Consider the following 20,292-nt stretch of genomic DNA (forward strand, 5'->3'; position numbering starts at 1 on the left):
GGTGCGGCTACGATGACCGGCACAAGGACGGGCGGCGAAAGGGAGTCGTCCCCTGGGGCGGCGCCCGGTGTACCGCCGGGGCGAGGAGGGCGGGCCATGGTGCAGAAGGCCAAGATCCTCCTGGTCGATGACCGGCCGGAGAATCTGCTGGCGCTGGAGGCCATCCTCTCTGCGCTCGATCAGACGCTGGTGCGGGCATCGAGCGGGGAGGAAGCGCTCAAAGCGCTGCTCACGGACGATTTCGCGGTCATTCTGCTGGACGTCCAGATGCCGGGCATGGACGGGTTCGAGACCGCGGCGCACATCAAGCGGCGCGAGCGGACCCGCGACATCCCGATCATCTTCCTCACCGCGATCAACCACGGCCCGCACCACACCTTCCGGGGCTACGCGGCCGGCGCGGTGGACTACATCTCCAAGCCGTTCGACCCGTGGGTGCTGCGCGCCAAGGTCTCGGTGTTCGTCGAGCTGTACATGAAGAACTGCCAGCTGCGTGAACAGGCGGCGCTGCTGCGGCTCCAGTTGGAGGGCGGCAAGGGCGCGGTCGGCGGCAAGGAGTCGGCCGGGCTGCTCGCCGAGCTGTCCGCGCGGCTCGCGGCCGTCGAGGAGCAGGCCGAGGCGCTGTCCAAGCAGTTGGACGACGATTCGGCGGACGCGGCCGCGGTGGCCACGGCGGCCCATCTGGAGCGGAAACTCACCGGGTTGCGCCGCGCCCTCGACGCGCTGGAGCCCGGCACCGGGGCCGGTGGCTCGGCGTTGTCGTCGCCCAACTGATCGGGGCCGGTGCCCCGTTGCCCATGAGCCCACGTCAGTTCCCGGCCCCGGCCGGGGCGACACGAACGGGTGAAGCTGTGGGCACACGTGTCCGCTGTCGTCTCCCCCGGTAACCTCAGTTCCATGGCCTCACGTCCCTCCGCAGCCAAGAAGCAGCCCGCGAAGAAGGCGGTCGCTCCCGCGAAGGCTCCGGCGCGGAAGGCCGTCGTGAAGAAGGCCCCGGCCAAGAAGGCGCCCGCCAAGAAGGCGCCGGCCAGGAAGACCGCGGCGAAGAAGGTCCCGCCGAAGCCGGCGCCGAGCCCCACCGGGGGGCTGTTCCGACTGGTGCGCGCCCTCTGGCTCGGTCTCGCGCACGCGGTCGGCGCGGTCTTCCGCGGCATAGGACAGGGCGCGCGGAACCTCGACCCGGCCCACCGCAAGGACGGCATCGCGCTGCTGCTGCTCGGCATCGCGCTGATCGTCGCCGCCGGCACCTGGGCCGACCTCAAGGGCCCGGTCGGCGATCTGGTGGAGGTCCTGGTCACCGGTGCCTTCGGCCGGCTCGACCTGCTGGTGCCGATACTGCTCGCGGTGATCGCCGTACGGCTGATCCGGCACCCGGAGAAACCCGAGGCCAACGGGCGGATCGTGATCGGCCTGTCCGCGCTCGTCATCGGCGTGCTCGGCCAGGTGCACATCGCGTGCGGCTCGCCCGCTCGCGGCGACGGCATGCAGGCCATAAGGGACGCCGGCGGCCTCATCGGCTGGGCCGCGGCCACCCCGCTGACGTACGCCCTGACCGAGATGCTCGCTGTGCCCCTGCTGGTGCTGCTGACCGTCTTCGGGCTGCTCGTGGTCACCGCGACCCCCGTCAACGCCATCCCGCAGCGGCTGCGTGCCCTGGGTGTGCGGCTGGGCGTCCTGCACGACCACGAGGCGGAGGAGTACACCGAGGACGACGAGCGCTACGAGGAGCAGTGGCGCGAGGCGCTGCCCGCCCGCTCCCGCAAGCGCTCGGCCGGGCCGGGGGCGTACGACCCGGACGGCGCCGAGGAAGAGGCCCTCACCCGCCGCCGCGGCCGCCCCAGGCGCTCCGCGGTGCCCCAGCCGGACCCGCAGCGGCAGATGGACGCCGTGGACGTGGCCGCCGCTGCCGCCGCCGCGCTCGACGGCGCCGTCCTGCACGGCATGCCGCCCTCCCCGCTGGTCGCCGACCTCACCCAGGGCGTCAGCGTCGGCGACCGGGAGGAGACCACCCCGGTCCCGGCCGCCGAGCCGCCCGCCAAGCCGGTCCCGGCCGCGCGCCCCGAGCAGCGGAAGACCGAGAGCGGGTCCGTCGTACCCGACCTCACCAAGAAGGCCCCCGACAAGCCCCGCGACCTGCCCTCCCGGGCCGAGCAGCTACAGCTGTCCGGGGACATCACCTACGCGCTGCCCGCCCTGGACCTGCTCCGGCGCGGCGGCCCCGGCAAGGCCCGCAGCGCCGCCAACGACGCCATAGTCGCCGCGCTCACCCAGGTCTTCGCCGAGTTCAAGGTCGACGCCGCCGTCACCGGCTTCACCCGGGGCCCGACGGTCACCCGCTACGAGGTGGAACTCGGACCCGCCGTCAAGGTGGAGCGGATCACCGCGCTCACCAAGAACATCGCGTACGCCGTCGCCAGCCCCGACGTGCGGATCATCAGCCCCATCCCCGGCAAGTCCGCGGTGGGCATCGAGATCCCCAACACCGACCGGGAGATGGTCAACCTCGGCGACGTGCTGCGCCTCGCCGAGTCCGCCGAGGACGACGACCCGATGCTGGTCGCCTTCGGCAAGGACGTCGAGGGCGGCTACGTCATGCACTCGCTGGCGAAGATGCCGCACATGCTGGTCGCGGGCGCCACCGGCTCCGGCAAGTCGTCCTGCATCAACTGTCTGATCACCTCGATCATGATGCGGGCGACCCCGGAGGACGTGCGGATGATCCTGGTCGACCCCAAGCGGGTCGAGCTGACCGCCTACGAGGGCATCCCGCACCTGATCACGCCGATCATCACCAACCCCAAGCGGGCCGCCGAGGCGCTGCAGTGGGTGGTGCGCGAGATGGACCTGCGCTACGACGATCTCGCGGCCTACGGCTACCGGCACATCGACGACTTCAACCGCGCCGTGCGCGAGGGCAAGGTCAAGCCGCCGGAGGGCAGCGAGCGCGAGCTCCAGCCGTACCCCTACCTGCTGGTGATCGTGGACGAGCTGGCCGACCTGATGATGGTCGCCCCGCGCGACGTCGAGGACGCGATCGTACGCATCACCCAGCTCGCCCGCGCGGCCGGCATCCATCTGGTGCTCGCCACCCAGCGCCCCTCCGTCGACGTGGTCACCGGTCTGATCAAGGCCAATGTGCCCTCCCGGCTCGCCTTCGCCACCTCCTCGCTGGCCGACTCCCGCGTCATCCTGGACCAGCCCGGCGCCGAGAAGCTGATCGGCAAGGGCGACGGCCTCTTCCTGCCGATGGGCGCCAACAAGCCGACCCGTATGCAGGGCGCCTTCGTGACCGAGGAGGAGGTCGCGGACGTCGTCCGGCACTGCAAGGAGCAGATGACCCCGGTCTTCCGGGAGGACGTCACGGTCGGCACCAAGCAGAAGAAGGAGATCGACGAGGACATCGGCGACGACCTCGACCTGCTGTGCCAGGCGGCCGAGCTGGTCGTCTCCACCCAGTTCGGCTCCACGTCCATGCTCCAGCGCAAGCTGCGCGTCGGCTTCGCCAAGGCCGGCCGGCTCATGGACCTCATGGAGTCCCGCAACATCGTGGGACCCAGCGAGGGCTCCAAGGCGCGTGACGTTCTGGTGAAACCGGATGAACTGGACGGCGTGCTCGCCCTGATCCGCGGTGAGACTGAGGGATAGTACGAAGAGCCGCCCGGTTCATGCGAGGTCTGCCGGGCGGCGGGCCCGCCGTGCTCGACCGTCGTCGTGATCCACCCGTTAGAGAGCGGCGGGCAACCGTTTCCCTTTGTCCCACGTCAAGTTGAGCGAGAGGACGGGTGAGCCTCCCGTTGCGGGGCACGCGCCTGTCCAGCCACCGGATTGTCGGGCCATTCCGATGGCGTAGAAAGTCGTACCGCCCGGTTGCCCCACCCTTTCGTACCCCCCCTAGACTGAGCTTCCAGCACAGGTGGCTACACGCTCGAAAGGCGCCCCCGTGTCCATCGGCAACTCCCCTGAAGACGAGCGTCCCTTCCCAGACGAGTCCCAGGAAGCCCGAATCTCCGTGGGCCGTGCCCTCCAGCAGGCGCGGATCGCGGCCGGGCTCACCGTGGACGACGTCAGCAGCGCCACTCGTGTCCGCCTCGCCATCGTGCACGCCATCGAGGCGGACGACTTCGGCCCCTGTGGCGGTGCCGTGTACGCGCGCGGCCACATCCGCACGCTGGCCAGGGCCGTCCATCTCGATCCCGAGCCGCTCGTCGCCCAGTACGACGCGGAACACGGCGGCCGGCCCGCGCCCACCCCGGCCGCGCCCCTGTTCGAGGCCGAGCGGATCCGGCCCGAGCGGCGCGGCCCGAACTGGACCGCGGCCATGGTCGCCGCCATCGTCGTCGTGATCGGTTTCGTCGGCTTCACCGCCGTCAAGGGCGGCGACGGCAGCAGCGACGCGAAGTCGCAGCTGGCCGAGGGCTCCACACCCGCCGCCAGCAAGGCGGCCTCGCCCGCGCCGACCAAGGACAAGCCCGCAGACCCGACCCCGGAGCCCACCGACAGCGCCATCGCGGCCGCCCCGCAGGACAAGGTGACCGTCCAGGTCAGCGCGCCCAACGGACGCAGCTGGATCTCGGCCAAGGACCACAACGGCCGGATGCTCTTCGACGGCCTGCTGGACAAGGGCCAGTCCAAGACGTTCCAGGACAACACCAAGATCAACCTCATCCTCGGGGACGCCGGCGCGATCGAGCTGTACGTCAACGGCAAGAAGATCGAGGACAACTTCCGGCCCGGCGCCGTGGAGCGCCTGACCTACACCAAGGGCGACCCGGTAGCGGGCTGACCGCCCTCGGCGGCACGTCGCCGACGGGGTCGGCCGGGTTCGGCCAACCCCGTCGACAAGGGCTGTCGGTGAGACAAAGTACTCTTGAGCCCATGCCTGAACGCCGTACCGTCGCACTCGTCACTCTCGGCTGCGCTCGTAACGAGGTGGACTCCGAGGAGCTCGCAGGCCGTTTGGAGGCGGACGGCTGGCAGCTCGTCGAGGACGCCGCGGACGCCGACGTCGCCGTGGTCAACACCTGTGGCTTCGTCGAAGCCGCCAAGAAGGACTCCGTCGACGCCCTCCTGGAGGCCAACGACCTCAAGGACCACGGCAGAACCCAGGCCGTCGTGGCGGTGGGCTGCATGGCCGAGCGGTACGGCAAGGAGCTCGCCGAGGCGCTGCCCGAGGCCGACGGCGTGCTCGGCTTCGACGACTACGCGGACATCTCCGACCGCCTGCAGACCATCCTGTCCGGCGGCATCCACGCCTCCCACACCCCGCGCGACCGCCGCAAGCTGCTGCCGATCAGCCCGGCCGAGCGCCAGGACTCGGCGGCCGCCGTCGCGCTGCCCGGCCACGGCCCGGCCGACCTCCCGGAGGGCGTGGCCCCCGCCTCCGGCCCCCGCGCGCCGCTGCGCCGCCGTCTGGACGGCTCCCCGGTGGCCTCGGTGAAGCTCGCCTCCGGCTGCGACCGGCGCTGCTCCTTCTGCGCCATCCCGTCCTTCCGCGGCTCCTTCATCTCCCGCCGTCCCAGCGATGTGCTCAACGAGTCGCGCTGGCTGGCCGAGCAGGGCGTGAAGGAGATCATGCTGGTCTCCGAGAACAACACCTCCTACGGCAAGGACCTGGGCGACATCCGCCTGCTGGAGTCCCTGCTGCCCGAGCTGGCCGGCATCGACGGCATCGAGCGGATCCGGGTCAGCTACCTCCAGCCGGCCGAGATGCGCCCCGGGCTGATCGACGTGCTCACCTCGACGCCCAAGGTCGCGCCGTACTTCGACCTGTCCTTCCAGCACTCCGCGCCCGGCGTGCTGCGCGCGATGCGCCGCTTCGGCGACACCGACCGCTTCCTCGAACTGCTCGACACCATCCGCTCCAAGGCCCCCCAGGCCGGTGTGCGCTCCAACTTCATCGTCGGCTTCCCCGGCGAGAGCGAGGCGGACCTGGCGGAGCTGGAGCGGTTCCTGACCGGCGCCCGCCTGGACGCCATCGGCGTCTTCGGCTACTCCGACGAGGAGGGCACCGAGGCGGCCACCTACGACAACAAGCTGGACGAGGACGTCGTCGCCGAGCGTCTGGCCCACATGTCCCGGCTCGCCGAGGAACTGGTCTCGCAGCGCGCCGAGGAGCGCGTCGGCGAGAGCGTGCACGTCCTGGTGGAGTCGGTGGACGACGAGGAGGGCGTGTACGGCCGCGCCGCGCACCAGGCGCCCGAGACCGACGGCCAGGTGCTGCTCACGAGCGGCGAGGGCCTTGCGGTCGGACGTATGGTCGAGGCGAAGGTGGTCGGTACGGAAGGTGTCGACCTGGTGGCCGAGCCGCTGACCGGGTCGCTCGCGTGTAGTGAGGAGGCGGGCAGATGACCGGAGTCCCGGCATCCGCCGCGGGCGGCTCCTCCGGCGCGCACGGCGCCCGGGGTGCCGCCGCTGCCGACGGCGTGGCTCCCGAGGTCTCCGGTCCCGCACCCGAATCCGTCCCCGGCGCCGGTCCGTCGGCCGACGGGCGGCCCGCACGCGGCGGGAAGATCACCGCCGCGGCGGTCAACCAGGCGAGCGTCTGGAACGTCGCCAATCTGCTGACCATGCTCCGGCTGGTGCTGGTGCCGGGCTTCGTGGCGCTGATGCTGGCGGGCGGCGGGTACGACCCGGCCTGGCGCTCCCTCGCCTGGGCGGCCTTCGCCATCGCCATGATCACCGACCTGTTCGACGGTCACCTGGCGCGCACCTACAACCTGGTCACCGACTTCGGCAAGATCGCCGACCCCATCGCCGACAAGGCGATCATGGGGGCGGCGCTGATCTGTCTGTCGTCCCTCGGCGATCTGCCGTGGTGGGTGACGATCGTGATCCTCGGCCGGGAACTCGGCATCACCCTGCTGCGTTTTCTGGTCATTCGCTATGGCGTGATCCCGGCCAGCCGCGGCGGCAAGCTCAAGACCCTCACTCAGGGTGTCGCGGTCGGGATGTACGTTCTGGCGTTGACGGGATGGCTGGCCACACTGCGGTTCTGGGTGATGGCGGCGGCGGTCGTACTGACCGTTGCCACCGGTCTCGACTATGTAAGACAGGCCATTGTGCTGCGCCGGCGGGGAATTGCCGAGCGCGCGGCGGCGTTGGAGGAGAAGAAAGCGTGAGTTCTCCGGCCACCGACCTGGTGAGACTACTGACGGTGAGGGGCGAGACCCTCGCCGTCGCCGAGTCGCTCACAGGTGGACTGGTCGCGGCGGAGATCACCGCGGTGCCCGGAGCGTCCAAGGTGTTCCGGGGCTCGGTCACCGCCTACGCCACCGAGCTGAAGCACCGGTTGCTGGGCGTCGACGCCACCCTGCTGGAGCGGCAGGGAGCGGTGGACCCGCAGGTCGCGGGTCAGATGGCGGCCGGGGTGCGGAAGGCTCTGGGGGCCGACTGGGGCATCGCGACCACCGGGGTCGCCGGCCCCGACCCACAGGACGGCCAACCCGTCGGCACGGTCTTCGTGGCCGTCGACGGACCGCTGACGGCCGCCGACTCTTCCGCCGGTGGCGGAAAAGTGCAGGCCCTGCGGTTGAACGGCAGCCGTACGGAAATTCGTATGGAGAGTGTACGGAGCGTACTCGCACTGCTCCTGGAGCAGATTGCGGGCGAACAGTATGGGAATGAGCGGGCACAGGATACGGAACGGAACGGGGGGTTTTGATGTTTGCAGCCCTGAGTGAACACGACATCGCTCCCCGCACGGCCGCAGCGCGAGGCGGTACGGTGGGGCGTGAAGGATGCGGCTACGCGGTCCGAGGAGGGAGCCACCGATGATTCTGCTCCGTCGCCTGCTGGGTGACGTGCTGCGTCGGCAGCGCCAACGCCAGGGCCGTACTCTGCGCGAAGTCTCCTCGTCCGCCCGAGTCTCACTCGGCTATCTCTCCGAGGTGGAGCGGGGGCAGAAGGAGGCTTCCTCCGAGCTGCTCTCCGCCATCTGCGACGCGCTGGACGTACGGATGTCGGAACTCATGCGAGAAGTGAGCGACGAGCTGGCGCTCGCCGAGCTGGCCCAGTCCGCCGCGGCCACCGAGCCCGTGCCCACGCCGGTCCGTCCGATGCTGGGTTCTGTCTCGGTGACCGGTGTGCCACCGGAACGGGTGACCATCAAGGCACCCGCGAAGGCGGTGGACGTGGTCGCCGCCTGAGTTTTCCGGCGGTCCGACCGACAGACACAGTGAGGCCCCGGCCGGGGCTCCCGGGATCCAACCCGGGAGCGCGGCCGGGGCTTTGTGCTGCGCACGGTCCTCCGCATGGTGCCCGTGGGGGCGACGGTGCCGAAGGTGCGTCGGTGACGCATGGTGTCTGCCCGGTATGCGTCCGTTTGCCGGTATCCAGCCGGGCGGTCATGGTGGAGGGACGTGACGGCCGTCAGGGCCGCCCGACCGCCGGAGGAAGCGGATGTACGTCGTGAAGAGCCCGTTGGCCGACGCGGACCTGAAGACCGTGTCCGAGGCGTTGCAGGGCGCCCTGGTCGATCTGGTGGACCTGTCCCTGGCCGGCAAGCAGATCCACTGGAACATCGTCGGGCCCCGCTTCCGGTCGGTCCACCTCCAGCTGGACGAGGTCGTCGCCTCCGCCCGCACCCACTCCGACACGGTGGCCGAGCGCGCCTCGGCGCTGGGCATCCCGCCCGACGGCCGTGCCGCCACGGTGGCCTCCGCCAGCGGCATCAAGACCACCCCGTCGGGCTGGATCAAGGACGGGGACGCGGTCGGCGCGATGGTGGACGCCCTCGGCGCGGTGATCGGCCGGATGCGGGAGCGGGTGCGGGCCACGGCCGAGCCGGACCCGGTCACCCAGGACATCTTCATCGGGATCACCGCGGACCTGGAGAAGCACCACTGGATGTTCCAGGCGGAGAACGCGTAGCGATTGCCGGTGCGGCTCGGGGCCCGGTACGGGCCGGGCCGGCGGCCCGGCGCCGCGACCACGAGCCCCTGACGCGCCCGGTGCGCGGCGGGCACGGCGGGGCGCGGCGTCCGGTGGAAGGTGGTGGCGGGCATGACCGGGCGTACGGTGCGCCGGACGGTGGCGCTGGGATGCGGCGCCGTGTGGTGGTGGGCTGTGCTGCGGCTCGCCCTGGGGCAGGGCGCGGGCGTTCTGGAAGCGGCCGTCGCGGCCGGCGGGTGGGGACTGAGCGTGCTGCCGGTGCACTGCGCGCCCAAGGGGCGGGCGGCGGGCGCGCTGGACTCCGGGCGCTGGGCGACGGCTTGGCGGGCGGGGGAGACGGGGGTGAGGGGGACGAGGGCGGATGGGGAAGCGGAGGAGGGGGTGACAGACGCGAGGGTGGCGAGGTCTCGTTCGGGTGAGATCTCCGGGCCGTAGTGCATGCGGTCCGGCTGCGCGGGCGGACCGGGGGCTGGGGTTGTTCACGGAGGGGCAGGCGCGGTTTCGTGCGGCGGGTGAGGGGCGTGAACGGGGCGGGCGTCTGCGTGATCTCGTGCGTGAACTCGTTCGGGTGAGGTCGTTCGGTCGGTTGGGAACGGTGGCCCGTATCCCGTATACCGTCGCCGGTCGCCGGTCGCCGGTCGCCGGTCGCCGGTCGCCGGTCGCCGGTCGCCGGTCGCCGGTCGCCGGTCGCCGGTCGCCGGTCGCCGGTCGGTGGTCGCCGGTCGGTGGTCGCCGGTCGGTGGGCGACGGGCGGTCAGGTGGGGGTGCGGCGGTGGCGCTCGCGCCAGCGCTGGGGCGCGTCCGGGGCCGGGGCGGGGCCCGTCTGGCAGGTGGGGCACCAGTAGGTGGGGCGGTCCTGGGAGCCGTCGCCCTGGTCGGCCACGCGGACCGAGGTGCGGCAGCGCAGACAGGGGCGGGGCGCGCGGCCGTAGACGAACAGGTCGTGGTGGCGCAGCCCGGTGGTCTGGCGGACCGGGCGGTCGCGGTTGGCCTCCAGCAGCCGCTGGGCGAGGCCCGGCAGCTTCTCGGCGCGATCCGCGGGCAGCGCGCCGACCGGCAGCCAGGGGGTGACGCCGAGCAGGAAGCACAGCTCGCTCTTGTAGATGTTGCCGATTCCGGCCAGATTGCGCTGGTCCAGCAGGGCCTCGCCGAGCGGGCGGGCCGGGTCCGCGAGCAGCCGGGCCAGGGCACGCTCCGGGTCCCAGTCCGGGCCGAGCAGATCGGGTCCGAGATGACCGACGACCCGCTCCTCCTCGGTGGTGCGCAGCAGTTCCAGGACCTGGAGGCGGTAGCCGACGGCCGTGCGGTCGGCGGCGGCGAGGATCGCGCGGATCTGGTGCGCCGGTCCGCCCCGCCAGCGCTCGCCCGTGCCGTACACCTTCCAGGCGCCCTCCATCCGCAGATGCGTGTGCAGCGTCAGGCCGCCCTCGAAACGGGTGAGCAGGTGCTTGCCGCGCGCGACGGTATCCAGCACCCGACGGCCGGTGAGGTCGACCGTGGCGTACTTCGGCACCCGGAAGTCGCTGCGGGTCAGCGCCTTGCCCGCGAGGGCCTCGTGCAGCCGCCGCGCGGCCTGCCAGACCGTGTCACCTTCGGGCATGGGTCCAAGGGTGCCACGGCCGGGCGGCGGGCCGCGGGGACGGGGCTCACGCTCTCAGGCGCAGGCCCCGCGGCGTGGCCACGAAGCCCGCCCCTTCCAGGAGGGCGCCCGTCGGGGAGGTCAGGGCCGGAGCGCCGTTGATCCGCTCGACCGTGACCGTGCCGAGGGAGCCGGCGCGGGCGGCCTCGGCGAGGGCCTCGGCGGCCGCACGCAGGCGGGGGTCGTCGGCGGCCGCGGTGTCGGGGGTGACGGGCCAGGCCAGGAGCGTCTTGCCGCCGCGCTCCATGTAGAGGGTCAGCTCGCCCTCCACCAGGACGACCAGGGAGCCCGCCTTGCGGCCCGGCTTGTGGCCGGCCCCGGTCGGCGGCTCGGGCCAGGGCAGGGCCGCGCCGTAGGCGTTCGCCGGGTCGGCGGCGGCGAGCACCACGGCACGCGGGTCGGGGGAACGGCCCCGGGTGCGATACTCGCCGTACCCCCCGAACGGGGCCGCGCCGTAACCGCCGGCCCCGCCGCCCCGGGGGCCGCCGTAGCCGGGGGCGGAGAAGGGGTCGGGCAGATCGCGGGGCGAGACGTACTCACCGGGAGCGGCGGGCGGCAGACCGGCCGGGGGCCAGGTGAAGTCGTCGTCGAGCCCGGGGTGGGCGAAACCGCCGTCGGCGCCGGACGGGGTGTGGCCGTGGGGAGCGTCGTCGGTACCGGGGAAGCCGTCCGGGCCGGCGGGGGTGAAGCCGTCGGGCGGGGCCGGGGCGGGCAGTGCGGCCTCGCCCCGTTCGCGGGCGTTGGAGACCGCGCGCAGCCGGTCCACCGCGCCGTCCATGGCGAACTGGGCCGCGCCCAGCCCCTCGACCACGTAACCGCGCCTGGCCTGGCCGCTCTCCTCGAAGGCGGACAGCACCCGGTAGACCGCCGAGAAGCCGCCCTCCACGCCCTCCGCGGCGACCGCTCCCCGGGTCACCACGCCGTGCCGGTCCAGCAGGGTGCGGGCCAGCGCGTGCGCGCGCACGGTGGCGTCCGGCTCGGCCACGGGCAGCAGCGACCAACGCCCCGCGACGGTCGGCGGCCCGGTACGGGAGGCGGTGCGGGCGGCGGCCGTCAGGGAGCCGTAACGCCCGCGCGGCACGGAGCGCTTGGCACGGTGGGCGGTCGAACCCGCCGTACGGCCCGAGCCCAGCAGCGCCCGCATCGGCGCCAACGTGTCGTTGGTGAGCCGGCCCGACCAGGCCAGGTCCCACAGGGCGTCGGCGAGTTGGGGGTCCGTGGCGTCGGGGTGGGTGGTGGCGCGGACCTGGTCGGCGATCTGCCGGAAGAACAGGCCGTAGCCGCCGGACAGCGCGTCCAGGACGGACTGGTGGAGCGCGGTCAGCTCCAGCGGATGCGGGGGCGGCAGCAACAGCGGGGCCGCGTCCGCCAGATAGAGCGAGACCCAGCCGTCCTTGCCGGGCAGCGCGCCCGCGCCGGCCCACACCACCTCGCCGGCCGCGGTCAACTCGTCCAGCATCGACGGGGTGTAGTGGGCCACGCGGGACGGCAGGACCAGTTTCTCCAGCGCGGAGGCGGGCACGGAGGCGCCCTGCAACTGCTCGACGGCGCGCACCAGTCCGTCGATGCCCCGCAGGCCGTGCCCTTTGCCGATGTGCTGCCACTGGGGCAGGAACTGGGCGAGCGCGGCGGGCGGCACGGGTTCCAGTTCGTGCCGCAGGGCCGCCAGGGAGCGGCGGCGCAGCCGCCGCAGCACGGTCGCGTCACACCACTCCTGGCCGATGCCCGCGGGATGGAACTCGCCCTGCACCACCCGGCCGCTCGCGGCGAGCCGCTGGAGGGCGCCGTCGGTGATCGCCACGCCCAGGCCGAAGCGGTCGGCCGCGGTGGCCGAGGTGAACGGGCCGTGCGTACGGGCGTAGCGCGCGAGGAGGTCGCCCAGGGGGTCCTTGACCGGCTCGGTGAAGGCCTCGGGGACGCCGACGGGCAGCGCGGTGCCGAGCGCGTCGCGCAGCCGGCCCGCGTCCTCGATCGCCGCCCAGTGGTCGGCGCCGGCGATCCGGACCTTGATCGCCCGGCGGGCCCCGGCCAGCTCCCGCACCCAGTGCGGATCGGCACCGCGCGCGACCAGCTCGGCCTCGGTGAGCGGCCCGAGCACCCGCAGCACGTCGGCGACGCCCTCCACGTCCTTGACCCGGCGGTCGTCGGTCAGCCACTGGAGTTCGCGCTCCAGCTCGGTCAGCACATCGGCGTCGAGCAGCTCGCGCAGCTCCGCCTGGCCCAGCAGCTCGGCCAGCAGCCGGGAGTCCAGGGACAGTGCGGCGGCCCGGCGCTCGGCCAGCGGGGAGTCGCCCTCGTACAGGAACTGGGCGACGTAACCGAACAGCAGGGAGCGGGCGAACGGGGACGGCTCCGGGGTCGTGACCTCGACCAGGCGCACCTTGCGGGACTCGATGTCGCCCATCAGCTCGGCCAGCCCGGGAACGTCGAAGACGTCCTGGAGGCATTCGCGGACCGCCTCCAAGACGATCGGGAACGAGCCGAACTCGCTCGCCACCTGGAGCAGTTGGGCGGCCCGCTGGCGCTGCTGCCACAGCGGGGTCCGCTTGCCCGGGTTGCGGCGCGGCAGCAGCAGGGCGCGCGCGGCGCACTCGCGGAACCGGGAGGCGAACAGGGCCGAGCCGCCGACCTGGTCGGTGACGACCTGGTCGACCTCGCCCTTGTCGAAGGCGACGTCCGCCGCGCCCACGGGCGCCTGCTCGCTGTCGTACTCGGTGCCCGCCCTCATGGGATCGTGGTCGAGCAGGTCCAGGCTCATCAGATCGGCGTCGGGCAGGCGCAGCACGATGCCGTCGTCGGCGTGCATGACCTGCGCGTCCATGCCGTACCGCTCGGACAGCCGGGCGCCGAGCGCCAGCGCCCAGGGCGCGTGCACCTGCGCGCCGAAGGGGGAGTGGACGACCACTCGCCAGTCGCCCAGCTCGTCACGGAAGCGCTCCACCACGATCGTGCGGTCGTCCGGTACGTGGCCGCAGGCCTCGCGCTGTTCCTCCAGGTAGGACAGCACGTTGTCCGCCGCCCACGCGTCCAGGCCCGCGGTGAGCAGCCGCAGCCGGGCGTCGTCCTTGGACAGTGAGCCGACCTCGCGCAGGAACGCGCCGACCGCGCGGCCCAGTTCGAGGGGGCGGCCCAGCTGGTCGCCCTTCCAGAACGGCAGCCGGCCCGGCACGCCCGGCGCGGGCGAGACCAGCACCCGGTCGCGGGTGATGTCCTCGATGCGCCAGGAACTGGTGCCCAGTGTGAAGACGTCGCCCACACGGGACTCGTAGACCATCTCCTCGTCCAGCTCGCCGACCCGGCCGCCGCCCTTCTTGGGGTCGCTGCCGGCGAGGAAGACCCCGAACAGGCCCCGGTCCGGGATGGTGCCGCCGGAGGTGACGGCCAGCCGCTGGGCGCCGGGCCGGCCGGTGATGGTGCCGGCCACCCGGTCCCACACCACCCGGGGGCGCAGTTCGGCGAACGCGTCCGACGGATAGCGCCCGGCGAGCATGTCCAGGACCGCCGTGAACGCCGACTCCGGGAGGGAGGCGAACGGGGCCGCGCGGCGCACCAGGGCAAGCAGGTCGTCGAACTGCCAGGTGTCCAGCGCCGTCATCGCCACGAGCTGCTGGGCGAGCACGTCCAGCGGGTTCGCGGGCACCTTCAGGGACTCGATGGTGCCCGTGCGCATCCGCTCGGTGACCACCGCCGCCTGCACCAGGTCGCCCCGGTACTTGGGGAAGACCACACCGGTGGAGACGGCGCCCACCTGGTGCCCGGCGCGGCCCACGCGCTGGAGCCCGGAGGCGACCGAGGGCGGGGACTCCACCTGGACGACGAGATCGACCGCGCCCATGTCGATGCCCAGCTCCAGGCTGGAGGTGGCGACCACCGCGGGCAGCCGGCCCGCCTTCAGGTCCTCCTCGACCAGCGCGCGCTGCTCCTTGGACACCGAGCCGTGGTGGGCGCGGGCGATCACCGGGGGCGCGCCCTGGGCCGCGCCCGAGCCGCCCATCAGCTGGGCCGGCGCGTGGTGCTCGGTCAGCGGCTCGCCGGTCGCGCGCTCGTACGCGATCTCGTTGAGCCGGTTGCACAGCCGCTCGGCCAGGCGCCGGGAGTTGGCGAAGACGATGGTGGAGCGGTGCGACTGCACCAGGTCGGCGATCCGTTCCTCGACCTGCGGCCAGATCGACGGCCGCTCGCCGCCCTCGGCCGCGTCGGTGGCGGGGGAGCCGCCCAGTTCGCCCATGTCCTCGACCGGGACGACCACCGAGAGGTCGAACTCCTTGCCGGAGTCCGGCTGGACGATCTCCACCTTGCGGTGCGGCGAGAGGTAGCGCGCCACCTCGTCCACCGGGCGCACGGTCGCCGACAGGCCGATCCGCCGGGCGGGCTTCGGCAGCAGTTCGTCGAGGCGCTCCAGGGAGAGCGCGAGATGCGCGCCGCGCTTGGTGCCCGCGACCGCGTGCACCTCGTCCAGGATCACGGTCTCCACGCCCGTGAGCGCGTCGCGGGTGGCCGAGGTGAGCATCAGGAAGAGCGACTCGGGGGTGGTGATCAGGATGTCCGGCGGGCGGGTGGACAGGGCGCGGCGCTCGGCGGCCGGGGTGTCGCCCGAGCGGATGCCGACCTTGATCTCGGGCTCGGGCAGCCCCAGCCGGACGGACTCCTGGCGGATACCGGTCAGCGGGCTGCGCAGATTGCGCTCGACATCGACCGCGAGCGCCTTGAGCGGTGAGACGTACAGCACCCGGCAGCGCTTCCTGGGGTCGGCCGGCGGCGGGGCCGAGGCCAGCTGGTCCAGGGCGGCCAGGAACGCGGCCAGCGTCTTGCCGGAGCCCGTCGGCGCGACCACCAGCACGTCCGAGCCCGCCTGGATGGCCTGCCACGCGCCCGCCTGGGCCGCGGTGGGCGCGGAGAACGCCCCCGTGAACCAGCCGCGGGTCGCGGGAGAGAAGCCGTCGAGGGCCCGATGTGCTGAGCTGACCATGCGTCCATCCTGCACCCGACCACTGACAATCGTGCTGACCTGGGCAAATACCCCACCCTGACGAGCGGGCGGGGCCGCGGGGCGGTCGGCGGGGCGGAAAACGGCCGTGGGGGCGCGGCCGGCCGGACGGAGAATGGCCGCGGGACGGGAGACGGGAACGGCCGGACGGAGAATGGTCCTATGGCAGGAACGGCCGGACGGCGGCACGACCGGCCGCCCCGCGAGCGGGAGCGGCGGGCGGTGGAGCGGGCGCGGCACTGGCGCTACGAGGAGCTGCCCGGCGTCGACCTGCTGCGCGCCCGGTACGTCCACAAGACCTTCGTCCGGCACACCCACGAGAACTTCGTGATCGCCGCCATCGCCGACGGCGTCGAGGTGTTCCACCACGGCGGCTCCGACGTGTCCGCGGGCGCGGGAGCCCTCGCGCTGGTCAACCCGGACACCCCGCACACCGGCCGGGCCGGGGTGCCCGAGGGCTGGCGGTACGGCGCCGTCTACCCCTCGCCCGAGGTGGTGGCGGCGATAGCGGCGGAGACCACGACGCTGCGCGGCACCCCGGGCTTCGTCAGTCCCGTCCTCGACGACCCCGCCACCGTCCGCCTCGTCCACCAGGTGCTGCGCGCCGCCGAGCAGGGCAACGCGCTGGCCGCCGACACCCTGCTGCGACTCGCCGTGACCCGGCTGCTGCGGCTGAACGGGGGCCCGCTGCCCGAGCGGCGGCCGCGCACGGCAGGGGCCGGGATCGCGGCCCGCGCGCGTGCCGTGCTGGAGGAGCACATGGCCGGGCCGCCGACCCTGGAGCGACTGGCCACCGACCTCGGCACCAGCCCCTTCGCACTCCTGCGGGCGTTCCGCGAGACCTACGGCATGCCGCCGCACACCTGGCTGACCGACGCCCGGGTGCGGCGCGCACGGCTGCTGCTGGACCAGGGGATCCGGCCGGCCGAGGCGGCCGTCGCCGTCGGCTTCACCGACCAGCCGCACCTCAACCGGCACTTCGCCCGCATCGTCGGCGTCCCCCCGGGCGCCTACCAGCGCGAGCGCAAGAACGTACAAGACCGGGACTGACGTTCGAACATACGGTCCCCGTGTGGCACAGCAGACAGCAACAATGGACATATCCGGCGGCGCGGCGAAGCCCGACGCCGCCGTCGTACGGGACGCCCTCGGCGTCGGCATCGCCGTGGGCCTGTCCGGGTTCGCCTTCGGGGTGACCTCGGCCGGCAGCGGAATCGGGCTCCTGCAGACCTGCGCACTGAGCCTCCTGGTCTTCACCGGCGCCTCCCAGTTCGCCCTGGTCGGCGCCCTCGCCGCCGGAGGCAACCCCTACACCGCCGCGGCCGGGGCCTTCTTCCTGGGCGTCCGCAACGCCTTCTACGGACTGCGCCTGTCCCAACTGCTCGCGCTGCCGCGCGCGGCGCGGCCCCTCGCCGCCCAGTGGGTGATCGACGAGACCACGGCGGTCACCCTGGCGCAGCCCACCCGGCGGGCCGCCCGGATCGGCTTCACGGTCACCGGACTCACCCTGTACGTGCTGTGGAACCTCACCACCCTGCTCGGCGCCCTGGGCGCGAAGGCGATCGGCGACACGCGCGCGTGGGGCCTGGACGCGGCCGGACCGGCCGTGTTCCTGGCCCTGCTCGCGCCGATGCTGACGACGGCGACCGAGCGCGCGGTCGCGGGCCTCGCGGTGCTGCTCGGCCTCGGTCTGCTGCCCGTGCTGCCGGCCGGCGTGCCGGTCCTGGTGGCGGCGCTGGCCGCGCCGCTCGCTCTGTTCGTGCCGGGGCGGCGCGCGGGCCGCGGCCCGAAGGACGCGCCCGAGGAGGCGGAGGCCCGGTGAACACCTGGATCGCGATCGGCCTGACCGTGCTCGGCTGCTACGCCGTCAAGCTCGCGGGTCTGCTGGTGCCGGCCCATGTCATCGAACGGCCGCTGGTGCGGCGGCTCGCGGCCCTGCTGCCCGTCGCCCTCCTGGCCGCGCTCACCGCGCAGCAGACGTTCGCCCAGGGGCATGCGCTGGTGCTGGACGCCCGGGCCGCGGGTCTCGGGGCGGCCGCCGTGGCCCTGGTGCTGCGCGCGCCGTTCCTGGTGGTCGTCGCGGCGGCCGTGGTCGTGACGGCGGGCGTGCGGGCCCTGGGCGGCTGAGCGGCGGGCGCGCCGGGAGGAAGGCGAGTCCGGGCCCAGGAGGGGCGGCCACCGTTCCGAGCCGGATCAGCCCACGAAGCGGCCGTACGCCCTCAGGGTGCGCAGCGCCTCGATCGTCACCATGGGGCGCGCCTCCAGCGCGGGCACCGGTGCCCAGCGGTGCCGGCGGACGGGCCAGCCGCCGTCCGGCTGCTGCTCGGCGGCCAGGTGGTCCAGGGAGCGCGCCATCTCCTCGTCGGTGAACCACGCGCGCGCGAGCGAGGCAGGGCTCTTGGCGAAGTCGTGCGGGAAATGGTGCTCCCCCGGGGCGTAACCGGGGGCCACCGGGCAGGCGTCGAGCCGCTCCGGGTCCAGTGCCACGAGCCGCTGCTCGCGCACCAGGCGGCCCAGCCGGTCCGCGGCGGCCTGCGCGCGCGGGCGGTCGGGAACGCAGTCCAGGAAGGCCACGGCGGCCTGCACCTCGTAAGGATGCGACTTCTCCAGGTTCTCCACGGCCTGCCAGCAGAAGTCGGTGGCCCGGAACAGCCAGGCGTGCCAGACCTCGTTGCGGTGCAGCAGCCCCACCACCGGACCGGTGGCCAGCAGATCGCTGGGCGGGTCGTCGACGACCGGGACGAACGGCGCCGCCGGGTATCCGCGCTGGCTCGGGTGGACCGCGGGCAGCGCGCCGTCCGCCGTGGAGACGGAGGTCAGATAGCGGCACACGCGCTCCACCCGCTGCCCGCCGCAGCGCCCGACGGCGTCCAGCACACGCAGCGCGTGCGCGGTGTGCAGGGGCTGGCTCACAGGGCCGCGCAGGTCGGGCTCCAGCGCGTGCCCGTATCCGCCGTCCTCGTTGCGATAGGCGTCCAGCGCCGCCTCCACCGCGTCCGGCGCGCCGCGCAGGAAGTGGTACGCGAACAACCGCTGCTCCAGCACGCGCGCGGTGAGCCACACGAACTGCTCGGCGCTGAAGAGCGGGGAGCGCGCCGGGGGCGCGGCGGGGAGTGGGGAAGCTCCGGTATCGGCCATGCGTCAGACCGTAGGACGGAAAGCGGCCTTGGCAAGCGGTCCCGGGCGGGCCCCACTCTCAGGGGCGGGATACTGGATTCATGCGGTTGACGGTCTTCTGGCAGCGGATGGCGGAGCACTTCGGTCCCGGGTACGCCGACACGTTCGCGCGCGACCACGTGATGACGGAGCTGGGCGGGCGCACGGTGAACGAGGCCCTGGACGCCGGCTGGGCGGCCAAGGACGTGTGGCGGGTGGTGTGCACCGTCATGGACGTGCCGGCGGAGCGGCGCTGAGGGAACGGCACCGAGGCGGACCGGTCTGGGGCGAAATGCCCCGTAAGCCCGTCGCGAGGTCGACGCCACGGCACCGTACGGTCACGAAAACCGCAGGTGGGCGCCGTTTGTCAGCGGCGTGGGTGAGACTTGGCGGGTGGCACGCACTGACGAGGACATCGAGCAGCCGACCCGGCCCGCGATCCCGGCCGCTACGCCGGGGACCGACCGCCCACCGGCCCCCGGGGCCGGCGCGCCGCAGGCCCGCATGCCGCGCTGGCTGCCGCGCGCCATGGTGCTCGCGCTCGCGCTGATCGCCGCCTTCCAGCTGGGCAGCTGGGCCTTCCACCAGCTCACCGGGCTGCTGATCAACATCCTGATCGCGTTCTTCCTGGCCCTGGCGGTCGAACCCGCGGTGAGCCGGATGGCCGCCCGCGGCATGCGCAGGGGGCTCGCCACCTTCCTGGTCTTCTTCCTGCTGACCGTCGCCGCCGCGGGATTCGTCACCCTGCTCGGCTCGATGCTGGCCGGGCAGATCATCAAGATGATCGAGGGCTTCCCGGACTACCTGGACTCCCTCATCCACTGGACCAACGCGACTTTCCACACCAACCTCAAGCGGGTCGACGTCCAGGAGGGGGTGCTGCGCTCCGACTGGCTGCGCAAGTACGCGCAGAACAGCGCGGCCGGTGTGCTCGACGTCTCCCAGCAGGTGCTCGGCGGCCTCTTCCAGATGCTGACCGTCGCGCTGTTCTCGTTCTACTTCGCCGCCGACGGGCCCCGGCTGCGCCGTGCGCTGTGCTCCGTGCTGCCGCCGGCCCGCCAGGCGGAGGTGCTGCGCGCCTGGGAGATCGCCGTCGACAAGACGGGCGGCTACCTCTACTCGCGCGGCCTGATGGCGCTCGTCTCCGGGATCGCGCACTACATCCTGCTCCAGGCCCTGGGCGTGCCGTACGCGCCCGTGCTCGGTGTCTGGGTGGGCCTGGTCTCGCAGTTCGTCCCCACCATCGGCACCTATCTCGCGGGCGCCCTGCCGATGCTGATCGCGTTCACCGTCGCGCCCTGGTACGCGGTGTGGGTGCTGGTCTTCGTCGTGATCTACCAGCAGTTCGAGAACTACATGCTCCAGCCCAAGCTGACCGCCAAGAGCGTCGACATCCACCCGGCCGTCGCCTTCGGCTCGGTCATCGTCGGCACCGCCCTGCTCGGCGCCGTCGGCGCGCTGATCGCCATCCCAGCGGTGGCCACCCTCCAGGCGTTCCTGGGCGCCTATGTGAAGCGGTACGACGTCACCGACGACCCCCGGGTGAACGGCCACCGCGTCCGCACCCCGGCCGGTCCCGGGATGCTCGCGCGGATCAGGGCCGCCCGCACGCGGCGGTGAC

Annotated in this window: 16 protein-coding genes; 13 read left to right on the forward strand and 3 right to left on the reverse strand. The window is 73.2% G+C overall.

Going from position 1 to position 20,292, the window contains the following annotated elements; translation table 11 throughout:
• Positions 1-96: 96 nt before the first annotated feature.
• From ACSP97_RS26000 to ACSP97_RS26035, 8 genes are all read left to right on the forward strand, one after another.
• Positions 97-774, forward strand: coding sequence for a response regulator (locus tag ACSP97_RS26000; RefSeq protein WP_070026022.1), 678 nt, complete (start codon positions 97-99; stop codon positions 772-774).
• Positions 775-897: 123 nt separating this feature from the next.
• A complete protein-coding gene (locus tag ACSP97_RS26005) occupies positions 898-3,645 on the forward strand; it encodes a DNA translocase FtsK (protein WP_358272153.1) in 2,748 nt (915 codons plus the stop codon).
• 295 nt (positions 3,646-3,940) lie between these two features.
• Entirely contained in the window at positions 3,941-4,783 is an 843-nt protein-coding gene (locus ACSP97_RS26010) for a helix-turn-helix domain-containing protein (RefSeq protein ID WP_355149132.1), read from the forward strand.
• A 92-nt stretch (positions 4,784-4,875) separates the two neighbouring features.
• Complete coding sequence (gene rimO / locus ACSP97_RS26015) at positions 4,876-6,348, forward strand: 30S ribosomal protein S12 methylthiotransferase RimO (RefSeq protein ID WP_355149134.1); 1,473 nt, start codon at positions 4,876-4,878, stop codon at positions 6,346-6,348.
• Complete coding sequence (gene pgsA, locus ACSP97_RS26020) at positions 6,345-7,118, forward strand: CDP-diacylglycerol--glycerol-3-phosphate 3-phosphatidyltransferase (protein WP_355149136.1); 774 nt, start codon at positions 6,345-6,347, stop codon at positions 7,116-7,118. Before rimO ends, pgsA begins: the two co-directional genes overlap by 4 nt.
• Positions 7,115-7,660, forward strand: a complete 546-nt coding sequence (locus ACSP97_RS26025; RefSeq protein ID WP_355149138.1) for a CinA family protein — start codon at positions 7,115-7,117, stop codon at positions 7,658-7,660. Before pgsA ends, ACSP97_RS26025 begins: the two co-directional genes overlap by 4 nt.
• Positions 7,661-7,769: 109 nt before the next feature.
• Positions 7,770-8,144 (forward strand): helix-turn-helix domain-containing protein, encoded by a 375-nt coding sequence (locus ACSP97_RS26030; RefSeq protein ID WP_070026017.1) that lies wholly within the window; start codon positions 7,770-7,772, stop codon positions 8,142-8,144.
• 253 nt (positions 8,145-8,397) lie between these two features.
• Entirely contained in the window at positions 8,398-8,868 is a 471-nt protein-coding gene (locus ACSP97_RS26035) for a Dps family protein (protein WP_355328367.1), read from the forward strand.
• A 775-nt stretch (positions 8,869-9,643) separates the two neighbouring features.
• Here the strand turns inward: ACSP97_RS26035 and ACSP97_RS26040 are convergent.
• Positions 9,644-10,489: an Fpg/Nei family DNA glycosylase gene (locus ACSP97_RS26040; protein WP_355149145.1), complete on the reverse strand. Its 846-nt coding sequence runs from the start codon at positions 10,487-10,489 to the stop codon at positions 9,644-9,646.
• A gap of 46 nt (positions 10,490-10,535) precedes the next feature.
• Complete coding sequence (locus ACSP97_RS26045; protein WP_440554486.1) at positions 10,536-15,497, reverse strand: ATP-dependent helicase; 4,962 nt, start codon at positions 15,495-15,497, stop codon at positions 10,536-10,538.
• A 180-nt stretch (positions 15,498-15,677) separates the two neighbouring features.
• On the opposite strand from ACSP97_RS26045, the gene ACSP97_RS26050 reads away from it, so the two are divergent.
• The 3 genes from ACSP97_RS26050 to ACSP97_RS26060 are packed head-to-tail and all read left to right on the forward strand — an operon-like array spanning position 15,678 to position 17,642.
• The gene (locus tag ACSP97_RS26050) at positions 15,678-16,565 is read left to right on the forward strand and encodes an AraC family transcriptional regulator (RefSeq protein WP_355149149.1); all 888 of its coding nucleotides are present in this window, start codon (positions 15,678-15,680) and stop codon (positions 16,563-16,565) included.
• Positions 16,566-16,608: 43 nt separating this feature from the next.
• On the forward strand, positions 16,609-17,337 hold the full coding sequence (locus tag ACSP97_RS26055) for an AzlC family ABC transporter permease (protein WP_358272165.1): 729 nt from the start codon (positions 16,609-16,611) through the stop codon (positions 17,335-17,337).
• Positions 17,334-17,642 (forward strand): AzlD domain-containing protein, encoded by a 309-nt coding sequence (locus ACSP97_RS26060; RefSeq protein ID WP_285562895.1) that lies wholly within the window; start codon positions 17,334-17,336, stop codon positions 17,640-17,642. The genes ACSP97_RS26055 and ACSP97_RS26060 overlap by 4 nt, the downstream gene beginning before the upstream one ends.
• 66 nt (positions 17,643-17,708) lie before the next feature.
• Here ACSP97_RS26060 and ACSP97_RS26065 read toward each other — a convergent pair whose 3' ends face one another.
• Complete coding sequence (locus ACSP97_RS26065; protein ID WP_440554488.1) at positions 17,709-18,653, reverse strand: hypothetical protein; 945 nt, start codon at positions 18,651-18,653, stop codon at positions 17,709-17,711.
• 80 nt (positions 18,654-18,733) lie between these two features.
• On the opposite strand from ACSP97_RS26065, the gene ACSP97_RS26070 reads away from it, so the two are divergent.
• Both ACSP97_RS26070 and ACSP97_RS26075 read left to right on the forward strand, forming a co-directional pair.
• Positions 18,734-18,928: a DUF3046 domain-containing protein gene (locus tag ACSP97_RS26070; RefSeq protein ID WP_070026009.1), complete on the forward strand. Its 195-nt coding sequence runs from the start codon at positions 18,734-18,736 to the stop codon at positions 18,926-18,928.
• A gap of 136 nt (positions 18,929-19,064) precedes the next feature.
• Positions 19,065-20,291 carry an AI-2E family transporter gene (locus ACSP97_RS26075; RefSeq protein WP_382009441.1) on the forward strand — a complete coding sequence of 409 codons (1,227 nt, stop codon included), beginning with the start codon at positions 19,065-19,067 and terminating at the stop codon, positions 20,289-20,291.
• The last annotated feature ends 1 nt before the right edge of the window (position 20,292 follow it).

The organism is Streptomyces sp. SCPE 10 (assembly GCF_051980735.1).
GTDB lineage: Bacteria > Actinomycetota > Actinomycetes > Streptomycetales > Streptomycetaceae > Streptomyces > Streptomyces misionensis.